Annotated in this window: 16 protein-coding genes; 7 read left to right on the top strand and 9 right to left on the bottom strand. The window is 63.4% G+C overall.

The window, feature by feature from the left end:
• Window positions 1-19 precede the first annotated feature (19 nt).
• Window positions 20-1,084, bottom strand: coding sequence for an AI-2E family transporter (locus tag D906_RS21605; RefSeq protein ID WP_016714971.1), 1,065 nt, complete (start codon window positions 1,082-1,084; stop codon window positions 20-22).
• A gap of 133 nt (window positions 1,085-1,217) precedes the next feature.
• Between D906_RS21605 and yegQ the strand changes: the two genes are divergently transcribed.
• The 4 genes from yegQ to D906_RS21585 all read left to right on the top strand — a co-directional run bounded on the left by yegQ (window position 1,218) and on the right by D906_RS21585 (window position 4,569).
• Window positions 1,218-2,552, top strand: a complete 1,335-nt coding sequence (yegQ, locus tag D906_RS21600; protein ID WP_025754429.1) for a tRNA 5-hydroxyuridine modification protein YegQ — start codon at window positions 1,218-1,220, stop codon at window positions 2,550-2,552.
• 77 nt (window positions 2,553-2,629) lie between these two features.
• On the top strand, window positions 2,630-3,058 hold the full coding sequence (locus D906_RS21595) for a DUF411 domain-containing protein (protein WP_016714969.1): 429 nt from the start codon (window positions 2,630-2,632) through the stop codon (window positions 3,056-3,058).
• Entirely contained in the window at window positions 3,058-3,495 is a 438-nt protein-coding gene (locus D906_RS21590) for a YqaA family protein (protein WP_019097512.1), read from the top strand. The genes D906_RS21595 and D906_RS21590 overlap by 1 nt, the downstream gene beginning before the upstream one ends.
• A 75-nt stretch (window positions 3,496-3,570) precedes the next feature.
• A complete protein-coding gene (locus D906_RS21585; RefSeq protein ID WP_019097513.1) occupies window positions 3,571-4,569 on the top strand; it encodes an alpha/beta fold hydrolase in 999 nt (332 codons plus the stop codon).
• A gap of 29 nt (window positions 4,570-4,598) precedes the next feature.
• Here D906_RS21585 and zapE read toward each other — a convergent pair whose 3' ends face one another.
• The 5 genes from zapE to D906_RS21560 form a co-directional block, all read right to left on the bottom strand.
• Window positions 4,599-5,705 (bottom strand): cell division protein ZapE, encoded by a 1,107-nt coding sequence (gene zapE / locus D906_RS21580; RefSeq protein ID WP_027615701.1) that lies wholly within the window; start codon window positions 5,703-5,705, stop codon window positions 4,599-4,601.
• 41 nt (window positions 5,706-5,746) lie between these two features.
• Entirely contained in the window at window positions 5,747-6,892 is a 1,146-nt protein-coding gene (locus D906_RS21575; RefSeq protein ID WP_027615700.1) for a PQQ-dependent sugar dehydrogenase, read from the bottom strand.
• Window positions 6,893-6,914: 22 nt separating this feature from the next.
• Window positions 6,915-7,229, bottom strand: a complete 315-nt coding sequence (locus D906_RS21570) for a hypothetical protein (protein WP_027609680.1) — start codon at window positions 7,227-7,229, stop codon at window positions 6,915-6,917.
• Window positions 7,230-7,420: 191 nt separating this feature from the next.
• Complete coding sequence (speB, locus tag D906_RS21565; protein WP_027609679.1) at window positions 7,421-8,386, bottom strand: agmatinase; 966 nt, start codon at window positions 8,384-8,386, stop codon at window positions 7,421-7,423.
• A gap of 25 nt (window positions 8,387-8,411) precedes the next feature.
• Window positions 8,412-9,491, bottom strand: a complete 1,080-nt coding sequence (locus D906_RS21560; RefSeq protein ID WP_019098748.1) for a polyamine ABC transporter substrate-binding protein — start codon at window positions 9,489-9,491, stop codon at window positions 8,412-8,414.
• A 102-nt stretch (window positions 9,492-9,593) separates the two neighbouring features.
• Here D906_RS21560 and D906_RS21555 point away from each other — a divergent pair, with 102 nt between their 5' ends.
• Window positions 9,594-10,484 carry a LysR family transcriptional regulator gene (locus D906_RS21555; RefSeq protein ID WP_016714960.1) on the top strand — a complete coding sequence of 297 codons (891 nt, stop codon included), beginning with the start codon at window positions 9,594-9,596 and terminating at the stop codon, window positions 10,482-10,484.
• 52 nt (window positions 10,485-10,536) lie between these two features.
• On the opposite strand, the gene D906_RS21550 is transcribed toward D906_RS21555, so the two are convergent.
• Both D906_RS21550 and D906_RS21545 read right to left on the bottom strand, forming a co-directional pair.
• A complete protein-coding gene (locus D906_RS21550; protein ID WP_027609678.1) occupies window positions 10,537-12,963 on the bottom strand; it encodes a TonB-dependent receptor in 2,427 nt (808 codons plus the stop codon).
• Window positions 12,964-13,131: 168 nt separating this feature from the next.
• On the bottom strand, window positions 13,132-14,256 hold the full coding sequence (locus D906_RS21545) for a sigma-70 family RNA polymerase sigma factor (protein ID WP_027615699.1): 1,125 nt from the start codon (window positions 14,254-14,256) through the stop codon (window positions 13,132-13,134).
• 134 nt (window positions 14,257-14,390) lie between these two features.
• On the opposite strand from D906_RS21545, the gene D906_RS21540 reads away from it, so the two are divergent.
• Window positions 14,391-14,873: an LEA type 2 family protein gene (locus D906_RS21540; RefSeq protein WP_027615698.1), complete on the top strand. Its 483-nt coding sequence runs from the start codon at window positions 14,391-14,393 to the stop codon at window positions 14,871-14,873.
• A 17-nt stretch (window positions 14,874-14,890) separates the two neighbouring features.
• Here D906_RS21540 and D906_RS21535 read toward each other — a convergent pair whose 3' ends face one another.
• On the bottom strand, window positions 14,891-15,154 hold the full coding sequence (locus D906_RS21535) for a hypothetical protein (protein WP_027615697.1): 264 nt from the start codon (window positions 15,152-15,154) through the stop codon (window positions 14,891-14,893).
• 129 nt (window positions 15,155-15,283) lie between these two features.
• Between D906_RS21535 and D906_RS21530 the strand changes: the two genes are divergently transcribed.
• Entirely contained in the window at window positions 15,284-15,604 is a 321-nt protein-coding gene (locus tag D906_RS21530; RefSeq protein ID WP_019098743.1) for a YqjD family protein, read from the top strand.
• The last annotated feature ends 12 nt before the right edge of the window (window positions 15,605-15,616 follow it).

The raw sequence follows: 15,616 nt of genomic DNA, 5'->3' as shown, positions 1-15,616 counted from the left end.
TGCGGCCCCCGTGCACGGTCTACTGCGGCAACTGCACTTGCGGCTTGGTCGAGGCAAAGATTGCCCAGCTGGACACGAACAGTGCTGCGATCAATGGCCCGATTACGAAACCGTTGAGCCCAAAGACCGCCAGCCCACCCAACGTCGACACCAGGATCAGATAGTCCGGCATGCGCGTGTCCTTGCCCACCAGGATCGGCCGCAGCAGGTTGTCCACCAGGCCGATCACCAGCACCCCGAACGCGGTCAGGATCACCCCCGGCAATATGGCCCCGGTCAGCAGGAAATACGCGGCCACCGGCGCCCAGACGATGCCAGCGCCCACTGCCGGCAGCAGCGACAGGAACGCCATCAGCACCGCCCACACCAACGCACTGGGGATATCCAGCACCCAGAAGATGAACCCGCCCAGCGCCCCTTGGGTAATGGCCACCAGCACGTTACCTTTCACCGTCGCCCGCACCACCCGGTTGAATTTCAGCTGCAAACGGCGCTTCTGGGGTTCGGGCAGTGGCACGGCCAGGCGCACACGACGAGCCACCTCGGCGCCTTCTCTCAGGAAGAAGAACAGCAGGTACATCATGATGCCAAAGCTGATCACGAACTCGAACGTACCCTGACCGAAGCTGAACGCCTGGCTGGCCAATACCTGGCTACCCTGGGTTGCCCACTTGGTGATTTTTTCGCGCAACGCGTCGAGGTTGCCCATACCCATGTTGTCCAGGCCATGCTGGGCGAACGCCGGGAGCATGTCCTTGCCGCGCTCGACGTAACCGGCGATGTCCAGCTGCCCGCTTTCGATACGCTGGTACAGCGTGGCCCCCTCCTGCACCAACAGTGCACTGGTGATGATCACTGGCAGGATCGCCACCAGCAGGCACACCAGCATCGTGGTGGCAGCGGCCAGGTTGCGCCTGCGCCCAAAGCGGATCAGCAGGTGCCGCTGCAGCGGGGCAAACAGAATGCCCAGTATCACCGCCCAGAAAATCGCACCGTAGTAAGGCAGCAATATCCAGAAAAAGGCGATGGTCACCAGCGCCAAAAGTACGGCCAGGGCTTTGTTCTGTAGCGCAGCTTCGTTCATCGCAGGTCCTCGAATGGCTTCTGGAATATTAGTGCGCGCCGCGTGGGTAAAAGTGCCACCACTCCTTTGATGCAAATCAATACGCGTTTTTTGCGCCAGCCCTAGCATCCGCGCCTTTTGCCCCGGTACGCACATGAACCCGACTGCCAAGCCCGAACTGCTGGCCCCCGCCGGCACCCTCAAGACCATGCGCTATGCCTTTGCCTACGGTGCCGACGCGGTCTATGCAGGCCAGCCGCGCTACAGCTTGCGGGTGCGTAACAATGAGTTCGACCATGCCAACCTCGCGCTGGGCATCCAGGAGGCGCATGCGTTGGGCAAGCGCTTTTACGTGGTGGTCAACATTGCTCCGCACAACGCCAAGCTCAAGACCTTCCTCAAAGACCTGGCGCCAGTGATCGACATGGCGCCGGATGCGCTGATCATGTCCGACCCCGGCCTGATCATGCTGGTGCGCCAGCACTTCCCGCAGATGCCGGTTCACCTGTCGGTGCAGGCCAATACGGTGAACTGGGCCAGCGTACAGTTCTGGCAGCAACTGGGCTTGAGCCGGGTCATCCTTTCACGCGAGCTGTCGCTCGAAGAAATCGAGGAAATCCGCCAGCAGGTGCCTGGCATGGAGCTGGAGGTGTTCGTCCACGGCGCCCTGTGCATGGCCTACTCCGGCCGTTGCCTGCTGTCGGGCTACCTCAACAAGCGTGACGCCAACCAGGGCACCTGCACCAACGCCTGCCGCTGGAAGTACGACGCCACGCCGGCCACCGAGAACGCCACCGGCGACATCGTGCGCGAAGTGCAGCCCACCCTTGGCCTGGGCGCCCCGACCGAGCAGGTGTTCCTGCTGCAGGAAAGCAACCGCCCCGGCACTGAAATGCCAGCCTTCGAGGATGAACACGGCACCTACATCATGAACGCCAAGGACCTGCGTGCCATCCAGCACGTCGAGCGCCTGGCCACCATGGGCGTGCATTCGCTGAAGATCGAAGGGCGCACCAAGTCGCACTTCTACTGTGCCCGCGCGGTGCAGTCATATCGCCAGGCCATTGACGACGCCGTGGCCGGGCGGCCGTTCGACCGCACCTTGATGGGCAACCTGGAGTCCCTTGCGCAACGAGGCTACACCGAAGGGTTCCTGCGCCGTCACGTACACGATGAGTACCAGAACTACCAGCGAGGTAATTCGGTCTCGGAGCGCCAGCAGTTCGTTGGCGAGTTGACCGGCGTGCGTGTCGATGGCCTGGCCGAGGTCAAGGTGAAGAACCGCTTCGCCGTGGGTGACCACCTGGAACTGATGACCCCGCGCGGCAACTACCACTTCGACCTGCACCGCCTGTGCAACAGCCAGCAGCAGGCCATCGAGGTGGCACCGGGCGATGGCCATGTGGTGTACCTGCCCATTCCGGAGCAGGTCGCGCTCGAGCATGCCCTGCTGATGCGCGACCTCGGTGTCGACGAGGCAGCAAGCTGACAGTACTGTAACGTGCAACTCAGTGGCCAGCCGCTTACGCTATGCTGCTGAACCAATGCTGGAAGGAGTGCTTTACCATGCTGCGCAAACACCTGCTGACCGTGGGGCTGCTGGCGATCACCGGCCTGGCCCAGGCCGCCGAGACCATCGATGTCTACCGTGACCCCAACTGCGGCTGCTGCAAGGCCTGGATCAGCCACCTGCGTGACAACGGTTTCACCGTCAATGACCACGTCGAGCCGAACATGAGCGCGGTGAAACAACGCCTGGGCGTGGCACCACGCCTGGCGTCGTGTCACACGGGGGTGATCGACGGCAAGTTCGTCGAAGGCCACGTACCGGCCGAGCAGGTGCGCCTGCTGGCCAAACGCAATGACCTCAAGGGCCTGGCCGTACCGGGCATGCCCATGGGTTCGCCAGGCATGGAAATGGGTGACCACAAGGACGCCTACCAGGTTATAGGCGTGACCCAGGATGGCCAGGACACCGTGGTCGCCACCTACTGATGCTGAGCCTGTGGGCGCTGTTTCTCAGCGCCTTTGGCGCCGCCACCCTGCTGCCGCTGCAATCGGAGGCCGTGCTGGTCGGCCTGTTGCTGCGCCAGCCCGAGGCTTGGGCGACCCTGCTGCTGGTGGCCACATTGGGCAACGTGCTGGGTTCGGTGGTGAACTGGCTGTTGGGCCGGGCCATCGAGCACCTGCGCGACAAGCGCTGGTTCCCGTTCAGCACAGCCCAGCTGGCGCGTGCGCAGCAGCGCTACCAGCGCTGGGGCCAGTGGTCGCTGCTGCTCAGCTGGATGCCAGTGATCGGTGACCCGCTGACGCTGATCGCCGGGATCATGCGCGAGCCGTTCTGGCGCTTTCTGCTGCTGGTCACCCTGGCCAAGGCTGGCCGTTATGCGGTGCTGGCAATGATCACCCTGGGCTGGTTTCACGCCTGGTAACACCTTTCACGTTCCCGACATGCGCCTGGCTGCTAAAGTCGCCTATTCCTACATGGCCCTACATGGAGTGCCCCCATGCTGCGCGCAACCGCCCTGGCCCTGGCCTGCCTTGTCGGCAGCCCGGCCATCGCCGCCGAGTCACCCACCTACGGCCCTCAGCTCGAAGGCTTCAGCTACCCACACCCGCTCAAGCATTTTGACTTCAAGTCCCAGGGCCAGGCCCTGCAGATGGGCTATATGGACGTCCCCGCGCAAGGCCAGGCCAACGGCCACAGCGTAGTGCTGATGCACGGCAAGAACTTCTGCGCCGCCACCTGGGAAACCACCATCGACGCCCTGAGCAAGGCCGGCTACCGTGTGATCGCGCCCGACCAGATCGGTTTCTGTACCTCCAGCAAACCGGCGTATTACCAGTACACGTTCCAGCAACTGGCGAACAATACCCATGCCTTGCTTGAACAACTGGGCGTGAAGCAGGCCATCGTGCTCGGCCATTCCACGGGCGGCATGCTCGCCACACGCTATGCGCTGATGTACCCGCAGCAGGTGGAACGCCTCGCCATGGTCAACCCGATTGGCCTGGAAGACTGGAAAGCCCTCGGCGTGCCCTACCGCACCGTGGACCAGTGGTATGCCCGCGAGCTCAAGCTGGATGCCAATGGTGTGCGCGAATATGAGCGCAAGACTTACTACGCCGGGCGCTGGAAGCCGGAGTACGAACGCTGGGTGCAGATGCTGGTGGGCCTGAACAAAGGGCCGGGGCATGAAGCGGTGGCTTGGAACTCGGCGTTGATCTACGACATGATCTTTACCCAGCCGGTGTACCACGAGTTCAAGGACCTGCAGATGCCGACGCTGCTACTGATCGGCGACAAGGACACCACCGCCATCGGCAGTGATATTGCGCCGCCAGACGTGAAGGCGAAGCTGGGCAAGTATGAAGTGCTGGGGCCACAGGTGGCCAAGCTGATTCCCAAAGCTGAACTGATCACCTTTGAAGGCATGGGGCATGCGCCACAGATCGAAGAGCCCGTGCGGTTCAATCGCACGCTGGTGGAGTGGCTGGGCAAATGAAACGGGGGCGCTTAGCGCCCCTGCACCTTTCAGCCAAACCGCTGGAGTTGCATCTCCCGCAACCGGCTCAAGGTCCGCTGATACGGGAACGCCAGATACCCCTGCGTGTAGAGCCTTTCAAGCGGCACCTCTGCCTCCAGGTACAACGCCACCCGGCGGTCGTAGCATTCGTCAACCAAGGCGATGAAGCGGCGTACCGCATTGTCCTTGGGTGACAGTGCTGGCAACTCACGGTCGCCCGCCACCACTCGCGCTGCGCCGTCTTCGGTGCCACGGGCAATGCGACCGGCTTGCTGCTCACCGCCCAATGCCGGAATACCCGACACCAGAATGGCCGGAAAACGGTCGCAAAGCGCCATGAACTCCATGGCCGCCAGGGGTTGTTCGCACAGGTCGGTGAAGCGGCACCAGATAGCCTGCTCGCTGCGCCGCACGACCTGCACCTGTCTAGACCCGACGGCCAACGGCTGGTCACTGCCTGCAGCGTCCGGGCTGAGCTGGCGAAACACCTCCCCCAGCTGGCTCACCTGTCCCGCTTCTGCCACCCAATAGCGTTGCCGCGCTGCGCCGGGGTGCAGGCGATGGTCCTGCTCGCCCGCCACCGACAATACTTGCATATGCCGCTGGATCGCGCCGATGGCCGGTAGGAACCGCTCACGGTTGAAGCCGTCGCGGTAGAGCTGCTCAGGGGGCTGGTTGGATGTGGCGACAATGACTACGCCCTGATCGAACAGCACCTGAAACAGGCGGCCGAGGATGATCGCATCGCCGATATCGTTGACGAACAGTTCGTCGAAGCAGAGCACGCGGATCTGCCCGGCCAACTCCCGGGCCAGCGCCAACAATGGGTCGGCAGTGCCGTTGAGCTGGAACAGGCGCTGATGCACCCAAGCCATGAAGTGGTGGAAGTGCTGGCGTCGGCTGGGGATGCGCAGGCAGCGGTGAAACTGGTCCATCAACCAGGTCTTGCCACGGCCAACCGGGCCCCAAAGGTAGATGCCCTGGGTAGAGCGGCTGTGTTCGACTGCCTGGAAACAGGCTTGCAAGGCATCGACGGCACGGGCCTGTGCAGGGTCGACGACGTAGCCCTGAGTAGTCAAGGCTTTCTGGTACAGGGATTGGGGGTCAATGGCCATAACGAATTCTACACGGCAGATGCTATTCGTGTAGGACCGCGTCAGTCGACCAGGCCTACCTTGAGCAATGCACCGTCCTTGTCATCGGTCAGCACATACAGGTATCCATCCGGCCCTACCCGCACATCGCGGATTCGGGCGTTCAGGTCCCCCAGCAGGCGCTCTTCATGCACCACCTTGTCGCCGTCCAGCTGCAAGCGAATCAGCTCCTGCGTTGCCAGTGCACCAATGAACAGGTTGTGGTCCCAGGCCTTGAACGTCGGGCTGTCGTAGAACGCCATGCCGCTGATGCCAGGCGACTTCTCCCACACATGGTGTGGGCCGACCATGCCATCGACATGCTTGCCCTTGGCCTCGGGGATCGGCAGTAGCGAATAATTGATGCCATGAGTCGCAATCGGCCAGCCGTAGTTCTTCCCGGGCTCGGGGATGTTGATTTCGTCACCACCTCGCGGGCCGTGCTCGTGGGTCCACAGCTTGCCGGTCCATGGGTTGAGCGCGGCGCCTTGCTGGTTGCGGTGGCCGAACGACCAGATTTCCGGTCGCACGTTGTCCTTGCCTACAAAGGGGTTGTCCTTGGGCACTTCACCATCGGGAAGGATGCGCACGATCTTGCCTTGCAGCTTGTCCAGGTCCTGGGCAGTGGCGCGCTGGTTGTTCTCGCCCAGGGCGATGAACAGGTAGCCGTTGCGGTCGAACACCAGCCGCGAGCCGAAGTGGTTACCCACCGACAGCTTGGGCTGCTGGCGGAAGATCACGGTGAAGTTTTCCAGCCGGGCCCGGTCTTCGGACAGCTGGCCACGGCCGACTGCGGTGCCGGCCTTACCGTCACTGCCCTCCTCGGCGAAGGACAGGTACACGGTGCGGTCCTTGTCGAATGCGGGCGACAGCACCACATCCAGCAGGCCACCCTGCCCCTCGGCCCAGACCTTGGGCACACCGCTGATGGGCGGGCCGACCTTGCCTTCGGCGTTGACCAGCCGCAAATTGCCGGCACGCTCGGTCACCAGCAGATCCTTGCCGCCCGGCAAAAATGCCAATGCCCAGGGGTTGCGCAGGCCGTCAGCCAGGGTACTGACTGTCAAGGTGCCTTCTTCACTGCGAAACTGTTGCTCGGCCGCCGCCTGTGCCAACAAGGGCATGAGTGCGGCGGCGGTCACGCTGACCAGCCAGGTTGCTCTGGGCATGCAGGATTCCTTTCGTATGGGCTTATGGCGCACGCGTGCTGTCGCGCGGTGGCCGGGTGGGTTCCAGATTCGGGGTTTGCTGCTGGCGGCGCAGGTTGTCGCCATTGCCAATGCCCCGGTTGTCCAGGCTGGGCGTGCGTTGGTACGGCTCGGTGGACGGGCCACGCACGGGCGGCGTGACAGGCATGCTGCCTTGGCGGCTGTTGGGGTTGGCGCGCTGGATCGGGCTGTTGTAGGGGTTGTTGTTGCCGGCAGCGAGCTGCAGTGGCTGCGGAGCAGCGTGCGCGGACAGGCACAAGGCCAGGCCAAGCGCCAGGATGGGCAATGACGGGTTCATGCTTCACCTCCTGTACGAAAATGCCGCGCCTGGGGGTTTTGATAGCCTAAGGCGCGAAGGGTTCGCGGCAAAAGTGTGAATGCGGGTGGAGTTGATTCCTGATGTTTCAGTATGGACCTTAGGGCTGCCATGCAGCCCTTTTGCGACACAAGGCCGCTTGTGTCGCGAAAAGGCCGCAAAGCGGCCCCCGATTACTGGGCTTTGTCTACCTTGTGCCGCGCCGCATACAAGCACAGCATCTCCATCGCCAACGTCGCCCCGGCCAATGCGGTGATGTCGGCATGGTCATAGGCCGGCGCTACTTCCACCAGGTCCATGCCCACCAGGTTGATGCCGCGCAGCCCGCCCAGAATCTCCAGCGCCTGCACCGTGCTCAGCCCGCCACACACCGGCGTACCCGTGCCAGGCGCATAAGCCGGGTCGAGGCAGTCGATATCGAACGTCAGGTACACCGGCCGGTCGCCCACCCGCTGACGAATCGCCGCAATGATCGCCTCGGTGCCCTGGCGGTGTACCTGCCGGGCATCCAGGATGGCAAAACCCTGGCTGTCGTCGTTGGTGGTGCGCAGGCCGATCTGCACCGAGCTGCCCGGGTCGACCAGGCCTTCACGGGCCGCATGCCAGAACATGGTGCCATGGTCGATTCGCTTGCCCTCGTCGTCCGGCCAGGTATCGCTGTGGGCATCGAAGTGAATCAGCGCCAGCGGGCCATGCCGGCGAGCGTGAGCCTTGAGCAGCGGGTAGCTGATGAAGTGGTCGCCGCCCAAGGTGAGCATGGCGCACCCCGCCTGCAGGATATGCTCGGCATGGGCCTCGATGCTGTCCGGCACCGACTGCGGCGTGCCACTGTCGAAGGCGCAGTCGCCGTAGTCGATCACTGCCAGGTGATCGAACGGGTCGAACGCCCACGGCCAGTGCCGGGCCCAGGCCTGCTGCACCGAGGCGGCGCGGATCGCTCGCGGGCCAAAGCGTGCGCCAGGGCGGTTGCTGGTGGCGGTATCGAACGGCACACCGCTGACGACCACATCCACACCACGCAGGTCGCGGCTGTAGCGGCGGCGGGAGAAACTGGTAATGCCGGCGTAGGTACTTTCTGCGGCAGTGCCGTACAGGCTGTCGCGGGTCATCGCCTGGTCGTTGCTTGCGGCTTGGTCCACGGTCGAGCTCCTGGGTTGTTATGGGTTATTGCCGGGTGCGGAAGGCCGTCCACAAGCGGTTACGCTGGCGCAGGTCGGCCAGGGCCATGCTGCGGTCGGCGAACAGGCGCTGGCGCACTTCAGCTGGCGGGTAGATGTCGGGGTCGTTGCGCACTGCTTCGTCCACCAGCGGCGTGGCCGCCTGGTTGGCGTTGGCAAAGAACAGCGTGTTGGTCAGCGCAGCCACCGACTCTGGCTTGAGCATGAAGGCGATGAAGGCCCGAGCTGCCTCGGGGTGCGGGGCGTCTTTGGGGATGACCAGGTTGTCCTGCCACACCAGCGTGCCCTCGCGGGGGATACGGTAGATCAGCTCGAACGGCTTGCCGGCACGGCGCGCCTGGTCGGCGGCCATCGCCGCATCGCCGTTGTAGGTCAGCGCCAGGCACACGCTGCCATTGGCCAGGTCGCTGATCTGCCGGCCATTGGCGACGTAGCTGATCGAGGGTTGCAGTTGGCTCAGCAGGCGCTGCGCAGCCGCCAGATCATCCTTGTTCTGGCTGTACGGGTCCTTGCCCAGGTAGTTGAGGGCCACGCCAATCACCTCCTGCGGTGAATCGGGCATGGCAATGCCGCAATCCTTCAGGCGGCTAGCGTATTCGGGCTTGAACAGCAGGTCGAGGCTGTCCAGCGGCACATCACCCAGGCGCTGGCGCACCGCTTCCACGTTCACACCCAGGCCCAAGGTGCCCCAGGTGTACGGCACAGCATGGCGGTTCCCGGGGTCGGCCTCGGCGAGCTTGGCCAGCAGGTCCTTGTCGAGGTTGCTGTAGCCGGGCATGGCCTGAGGGTCGAGCGGTTGCAGGGCGTTGGCTTTCAGCGCCCGTGCCAGTACGGTCGACGATGGCACCACTACGTCGTAGCCACTGCCACCGGTCAGCAGCTTGGTTTCCAGTACTTCGGTGGTGTCGAAGGTGTCGTAGCGCACCTTGTAGCCGGTTTCCTGCTCGAAGCGCTCGAGGGTTTGCGGGGCAACGTAGTCGGCCCAACTGTAGAGATTGACGACCTTTTCTTCGGCTTGCAGCGGCAAGGCCAGAACCAGGGACAACAGGCACAACGATCGACGCATGGCGGACACCTCGGCAAATGGGTGGATGCCGCGAGCATGCCAGCCGGGTTACATTGCAGGAATGGCAAGTTTGTAAAGCTGACATTCAAAAGGAGCAATGTAATGCTCGGACAAGTGCACGACCCCGACCTGCACCTGCTGCGGCTGTTCGTCACTGTAGTCGAGGCCGGCGGCTTCAGCGCCGCACAAGGCGTGCTGGGCCTGAGCCAGCCCACCATCAGCCAGCGCATGGCACAGCTGGAAGCCCGCCTGGGTTATCGCCTGTGCAGCCGGGGCAAAGGCGGCTTTCACCTGACGGAGAAAGGCGCGTTGCTGCTGGAGGCGGCACGCGGGCTGCTGCTGAACATCGAACAGTTTCGCCAGCAGGCCAATGGGGTGGCCGGGCGGTTGCTGGGGACCGTGCGCATCGGCATGGCGGAGAATCAGGACAAGGCGGTGAGCCTGAAGCTGGCGGCAGCCATTTCGGCATTTCGCACGCGTGAAGAAGCGGTACAACTGGAACTGATCAGTGCGCCACCAGCGGAGCTGGAACGGCTGTTGCTGGAGCAGCGGCTGGACTATGCCATCAGCTACTTCTCTGGCAACCAGGCGGCCTTTGACTACCAGCCGCTGTTCGAGGAGCGGCAACGCTTGTACTGCGGCAAAGGCCATGAGCTGTTCGGCGAGGCGGAAGTTGCGCTTGAGCGGTTGCTGGAGACCGACCAGGTGCGCCACCCGTACCGGTTTCTCAAAGGCGGTGAGCCATTCCAGAGCCGGCGCAGCATGGCGGTGGCAGAGCAGATCGAGAGCGTACTGACGTTCATTTTGTCGGGGCGGCATATTGGCTATCTGCCGCGCCATTGTGCGCAGGAGTGGGAGGCCGGGGGGGCGTTGTGGGCGCTGGACCCGGGGCTGGATTTTGTGGTGCCGTTTACTTTGGCCAGGCACCGGGCACAGGGGGTTGGCGAGGCACAGCAGGCGTTTGCGCAGGATTTGCTGGCAGCGTTTGCCTGAACTGGCCTCTTCGCGGGCTTGCCCGCGAAGAGGCCAGTTCAGGCGAAAACCATCAGTAAGCCATGCTCCAGGTCAAGGTGTAGGTACGCCCGCGCCCCTGGTAGTCATACAGATACGCCGGCCCGTAGGTCGGCGAATAGAACAACGTCGCACGCTGCCCCCAGACCGTGCTGTACTGCTTGTCCAGCAGGTTCTGGATGCCGGCACTGAAGGTGCCGAAGCCGGTGTCCTGGCTGCCCAGCAGGTCGAAGGTGGTGTAGCCGTCGATCTCGTGGTCGGCATCGTCCTTCAGGCTGAAGGCATGGTTGGCCTGCAGCCGCGCACTGCGACCATCGCCCTTCCAGCCGACAAATGCAGTGGCCTTGGACAACGAGGCATAACGGGCATCACGCTTGATCCAGCCACCGTCGGCAGCCTCTTCCTCGGAGCGGGTCAGGTGCAAGGTCCCGCCTGCCTCCCAGCCGGTCTGGAAATGCCGGGTCAGCGCACCTTCAAAGCCGAAGTCGCGGCTCTTCTGCTCTTCCACGTTGATGGTCAGCGTTTGCGAATCGACGTTGATGATCTTGTCCGACCAGATGTAGTACAGCGCCGCCTGGGCATCCCAGTCCAAATCGGCATAGCGCCAGCCCAGTTCCACCTGGCGGCTCTTGATGCCGGCCAGCGGGTTGTCGGCCACACTCAGGCCCGGCTTGCCGTAGTACTTGGCCGGGTCCGGCAGGTCGAAGCCTTCGCCGTAGTTGGTCCACACCTGATGGCCGTTCTTGAAGTCGTAAATGGCACCAACGTTGAACAGGTTGACCTGGTAATCGTTGCTGCCGCCCGGCACGCCCTTGAAGTCGCTGACGTCCACGTCCATCTGCTGGCGGCGGGCGCCACCGGAGAGGGTCAGGTTGTCGGTGGCATGCCAGTCGAGCTGGGCGTACACCGACACACCATCGACACGGTAGCTGGGATAGCGCGGGGCCTTGCTGTCCTTTTCCAGTTCCAGGCCGCCCGACTCGGACGAAGTCAGGGCATTGAACGTGGTCTGCTCGGCGTTGAAACGCTCACGGTCCAGGTCGATGCCGTAGGTCAGTTTCAACGTGTCCCACTGCTTGGCGAACAGCCCTTTGAGGCTGGTGACCTCGAAATTTTGCTGCGAGGCGGCGAAGTACACCCCGCGCGACCCCGTGGGCGTGGCACGGTTGTAGTACGGGAACGGGTAGAAGTTGTCGTCTTCCTTGCGGTACGAGGCTTGCAGGTAGAAGTCCTGGCCCAGCACATCGGTGTGGTGGTAGTTGGCGTTGAGCAGCAGGCGCCGGGTACGCGGCTCCAGGCCGGACGAGTAGCCGCTGCGCAGTTCGGCATCTTCCAGGTCGGACGGTGCGTTGTAGTTGAGGTTGGGGAAGTAGATACCCGTGCTGCCGTGGTTGCCCGAGTCGTAGTACTGGGCCAGCAGGTCGAGGCTCTGCTGGTCGTTCAATTGCAGGCCCAAGGTACCGAGCACATCGAGGGTGCGGTTGTACTGCAGGTCGGTCTGGGTGTTGTCGATGAAAATCTGGTCGCCAGCACCGTCGTAGAAGGCTTCGTTCTGCTCACCGGAGATACCCAGGCGGGCATTGACCCGCTCGTTGCCGCCGCTGATCGACTGGGCGAAGCGGGTGGCCAGGTCATCGCTGTTGTTGAAACCGCTGCTGGCACCCAGCTGTGTTTCGAAGCGCGCCGGGCCGGGCTCGCCCTTCTTGGTGACGATGTTGATGATGCCGCCGGTGGCACCGCCGCCGTAGATGGCGCTGGCGCCGGACAATACTTCGACACGCTCGACGTTGAACGGCGAGATGCTGTCGAACTGGCGCGACAGGCCACGCGAGCTGTTCTGGCTGACCCCGTCGATCATCACCAGCACGTTGCGTCCGCGCATGTTCTGGCCGTAGTTGGTGCGCCCTTCCGGCGCCAGGTCGAGCCCGGGTACCAGCTTGCCGATGGCTTCCTTCAGGCTGACGCCGCTGTCGATCTGTTCGCGCAATTGCTGCTGGTCGACCACCCAGACGGTGCCGGGGATTTCGCTGATTGCAGTGCTGGTACGCGAGGCCACGCTGACTTCGATCGGCTTGAGGTTGACCGCCTGCGGCGCAGCCTCGGCCTTGCGCAGGGTGACAGTGCGGGCATCGCTGAACTGCCAGCCCATGCCGCTGCCGGCCAGCAACTGCTGCAGGGCCTGCTCGACGTTGTAGCTGCCGTGCAACGCAGGGCTGGCCAGGCCTGCAACATCGCCCGTGGTGTACAACAGGTGCAGGCCGGCCTGGTCGGCGAAGGCAGTCAGGGCCTGGTCCAGCGGCTGGGCTGGCAGGTCGAGCTGAACCTGACGGGCCTGGACCTGGGCCTGGTCGGCAGCGGTAGACGCCCATGCCGACAGCGGGCCGGCCAGCACGGCCAGGGCGCTGCAGGACATCAGGGCATGGTGAAGTGAACCGCGACGGCGGTGCAGGGGCTTGAGCATCAGAGGCACGAATGAGCTTCCTGACAAGTCGTAAATGAGAATGGGTTGCTGATCAGTCCCACTACGACGATCTGGCTTGCAGGAACTTGCAGTGGCAAATGGAAAATATTTTTATTTCTGTACCGGCCTCTTCGCGGGCTTGCCCGCGAAGAGGCCGGCACTGCCGGCTCAGTGAACCACGGCCAACCACGGCAGGTAGGTCACCTTCAGGCCATACCGCTGCTCCAGCGTGCGCAACAGCGCCTCAGGCTCGTCAAGGTCAAACACCCCGCTCACCTCCATGGCTGCCAGCTTGCTGTCCGACAGCACAATCCGCCCATGCCGGTAACGTTCAAGTTCCGCCAGCACCTGCCCCAGCGGCTTGCCGTTGAAGATCAGCTTGCCGCGCTGCCAGGCCATCTGTGTTCCGGCATCGGCCGCTACCGCCAATGGACGTTCGCCAACCGTGGCTTCACCACGTGCCAATACCACGCGACCATCACGGCGCACGCTGAACGTGGCTGCACCACCCTGCACACGCTCACCCGCCGTCTCGACCACAAACGGCCGCGCCTCATCAGCGGTCTCGAACAGGGCCTCACCAGCATCCAGCACCACCCGGCGTTCGTGCTCGTTGAACACCACGCTCAGCGCACTGGCGCTGTTCAATGTCACCCGAGTGCCATCTGCCAGGGTGATCACCTGCCGCTCGCCCACTGCGGTGTGGTAATCCGCCAGCAGCATCGGCGCCTGTTGCCAAGCAGCCGTAGCGGCGACCAGCAACACCACGCAGGCCGCCACACCCGCCTGTTTGAGCCAATCGCGGCAATGGCGCAGGGCCTGGCCGATGTACTTGGCCACCATGCTCTCGGAAACCCCCAGCCGCTGTGCAATCTGCGCCTGGGTCAGGCCTTCGACGCGGTTCAGCAACAACGCCTGGCGGGCATTGTCGGGCAGTTTCAGCAGCGCATCGTCAAGGATTTGCAAGCGCTCCCAGGCCAACAACATCGCCTCGGGTGCTGGCGCCGGGCAGGCCAGTTCCCCTGCCCCGTCACAGTCGTCATGGCTGGCCGCCAAGCGCTGTTCGCGGCGCAAGGCATCGATTGCCAGGTTGCCGGCCACGCGGAAGATGAAGCTGCGCGCATGCAGCACCGGCAGCGCCTGCTCATCGATCTTGACGAGCTTCAGGTAGGTTTCCTGCGCCACGTCGGCGGCGCGCTGGCGGTCGCTCATGCGCCGGGTCAGAAACTGCAGCAGGTCGTCGTAGTGCTCCTGGAAACTCGCCAGCAGCCCCGACACGGGTGACGTCAGCATGGGTTTGGGAACAGCCAGTAGGAGGAGTTATCGGGCGTTAATGAGAAACAGTATCTTTCATCCAGTGGGACACTTTCAACGCCCACTTGCATTTGCCACACTGACACTTCGCTCACTCTGGCAAGGTCGCCCTCATGACTGCCCGCCTGTACCGCTTTACCCGGTTAATGCTCGTGCTACTGATGGCCTATGGCCTGAACGCTTGCGCACTGTTCCAGCCACGTGACCCGGTCACCATCAGCGTGATCGGCATCGAACCGCTGCCCGGCCAGGAACTGGAACTGCGCATGGCCGTGAAAATGCGGGTGCAAAACCCCAACGAATCACCCATCGACTACAACGGCATTGCCCTCAACCTGGAAGTGAACGGCCAGCCGCTGGCCGCCGGGGTCAGCGACCAGCAGGGGCACATTGGCCGTTATGACGAGGCAGTGATCGTGGTGCCGGTTAGCATCACGGCATTTTCCTTCCTGCGCCAGGCCTATGGGCTGGGCAAGGTGGACTCGCTACAGGGCCTGCCCTACAAGCTGCGCGGCAAGCTGGCCGGTGGGCCGCTGGGGACTGTGCGCTTTACCGACGAGGGCAAGCTGGACCTGCCCAAAGGCGCCTACTGGTAAGCACCTGGGGAGTGTGTTCAGCGGCTGGCGCTGGCGGCGGCCATCAGCTTGTTGACTTCGCTGCGCACCATGCTGGCGTATTCGGGGGGCGTCATGCCGTCCAGCTCGGCGCGTACCCATTCGGCCCACTTGCCCTTGCGACGCGTTTTTTCGGCAATCAGCCGGGCCGCTTCGCCCTTGGCCTTGCCCAGGTTGTTTTGCCACAGCTCGAACAACCGCGCCTTCTCTGCCTCGATCTGCGCCCGTTCCTCGAAGCTCTTGTTGGCCAGATTGAAACTCATGAAGGTACCTGCAGGTTTGAAAATGGCCGCTATCTTACACCCAGGCAACGCAACATCGGTAAGCCGGCGCAACTTTCCCGACGCGGCGGCATCCATTGTTCAAACCACCCCATCGACGAGGAAGAGTTCATGGCCCGGAAAAACGCCGCACTGGCAGACAGCGATCAGATCAAGGACCAGGTATTCAGCGAACTGCAATCGCTGATCGAAGAATCGGAAAAGCTGCTGAACGACAGCGCCGCCCTGGTGGGCGAAGAAGCCGAAACGTTACGCGCGCAGGTCACCCTGAAGCTGCGCCAGGCCCGCCAGGCGGCCAGCAATATGCGCAGCAAGGCGCAACCGGTGGTGGACGCCACCCAGGACTATATTGGTGGCCATCCATGGCAGACCGTGGCCATTTCCGCAGGCCTTGGCCTGGTGGTGGGCCTGCTGCTGGGCCGGCGCAACTGACGGCTGGGCCGT

Origin of the sequence: Pseudomonas sp. LAIL14HWK12:I1 (assembly GCF_003202095.1) — a bacterium.
In the GTDB taxonomy this organism is placed as follows: Bacteria; Pseudomonadota; Gammaproteobacteria; order Pseudomonadales; family Pseudomonadaceae; genus Aquipseudomonas; species Aquipseudomonas monteilii.
The sequence above is the reverse complement of the archived record's forward strand: the minus strand, read 5'-3'. Positions and strand labels throughout refer to the sequence as shown.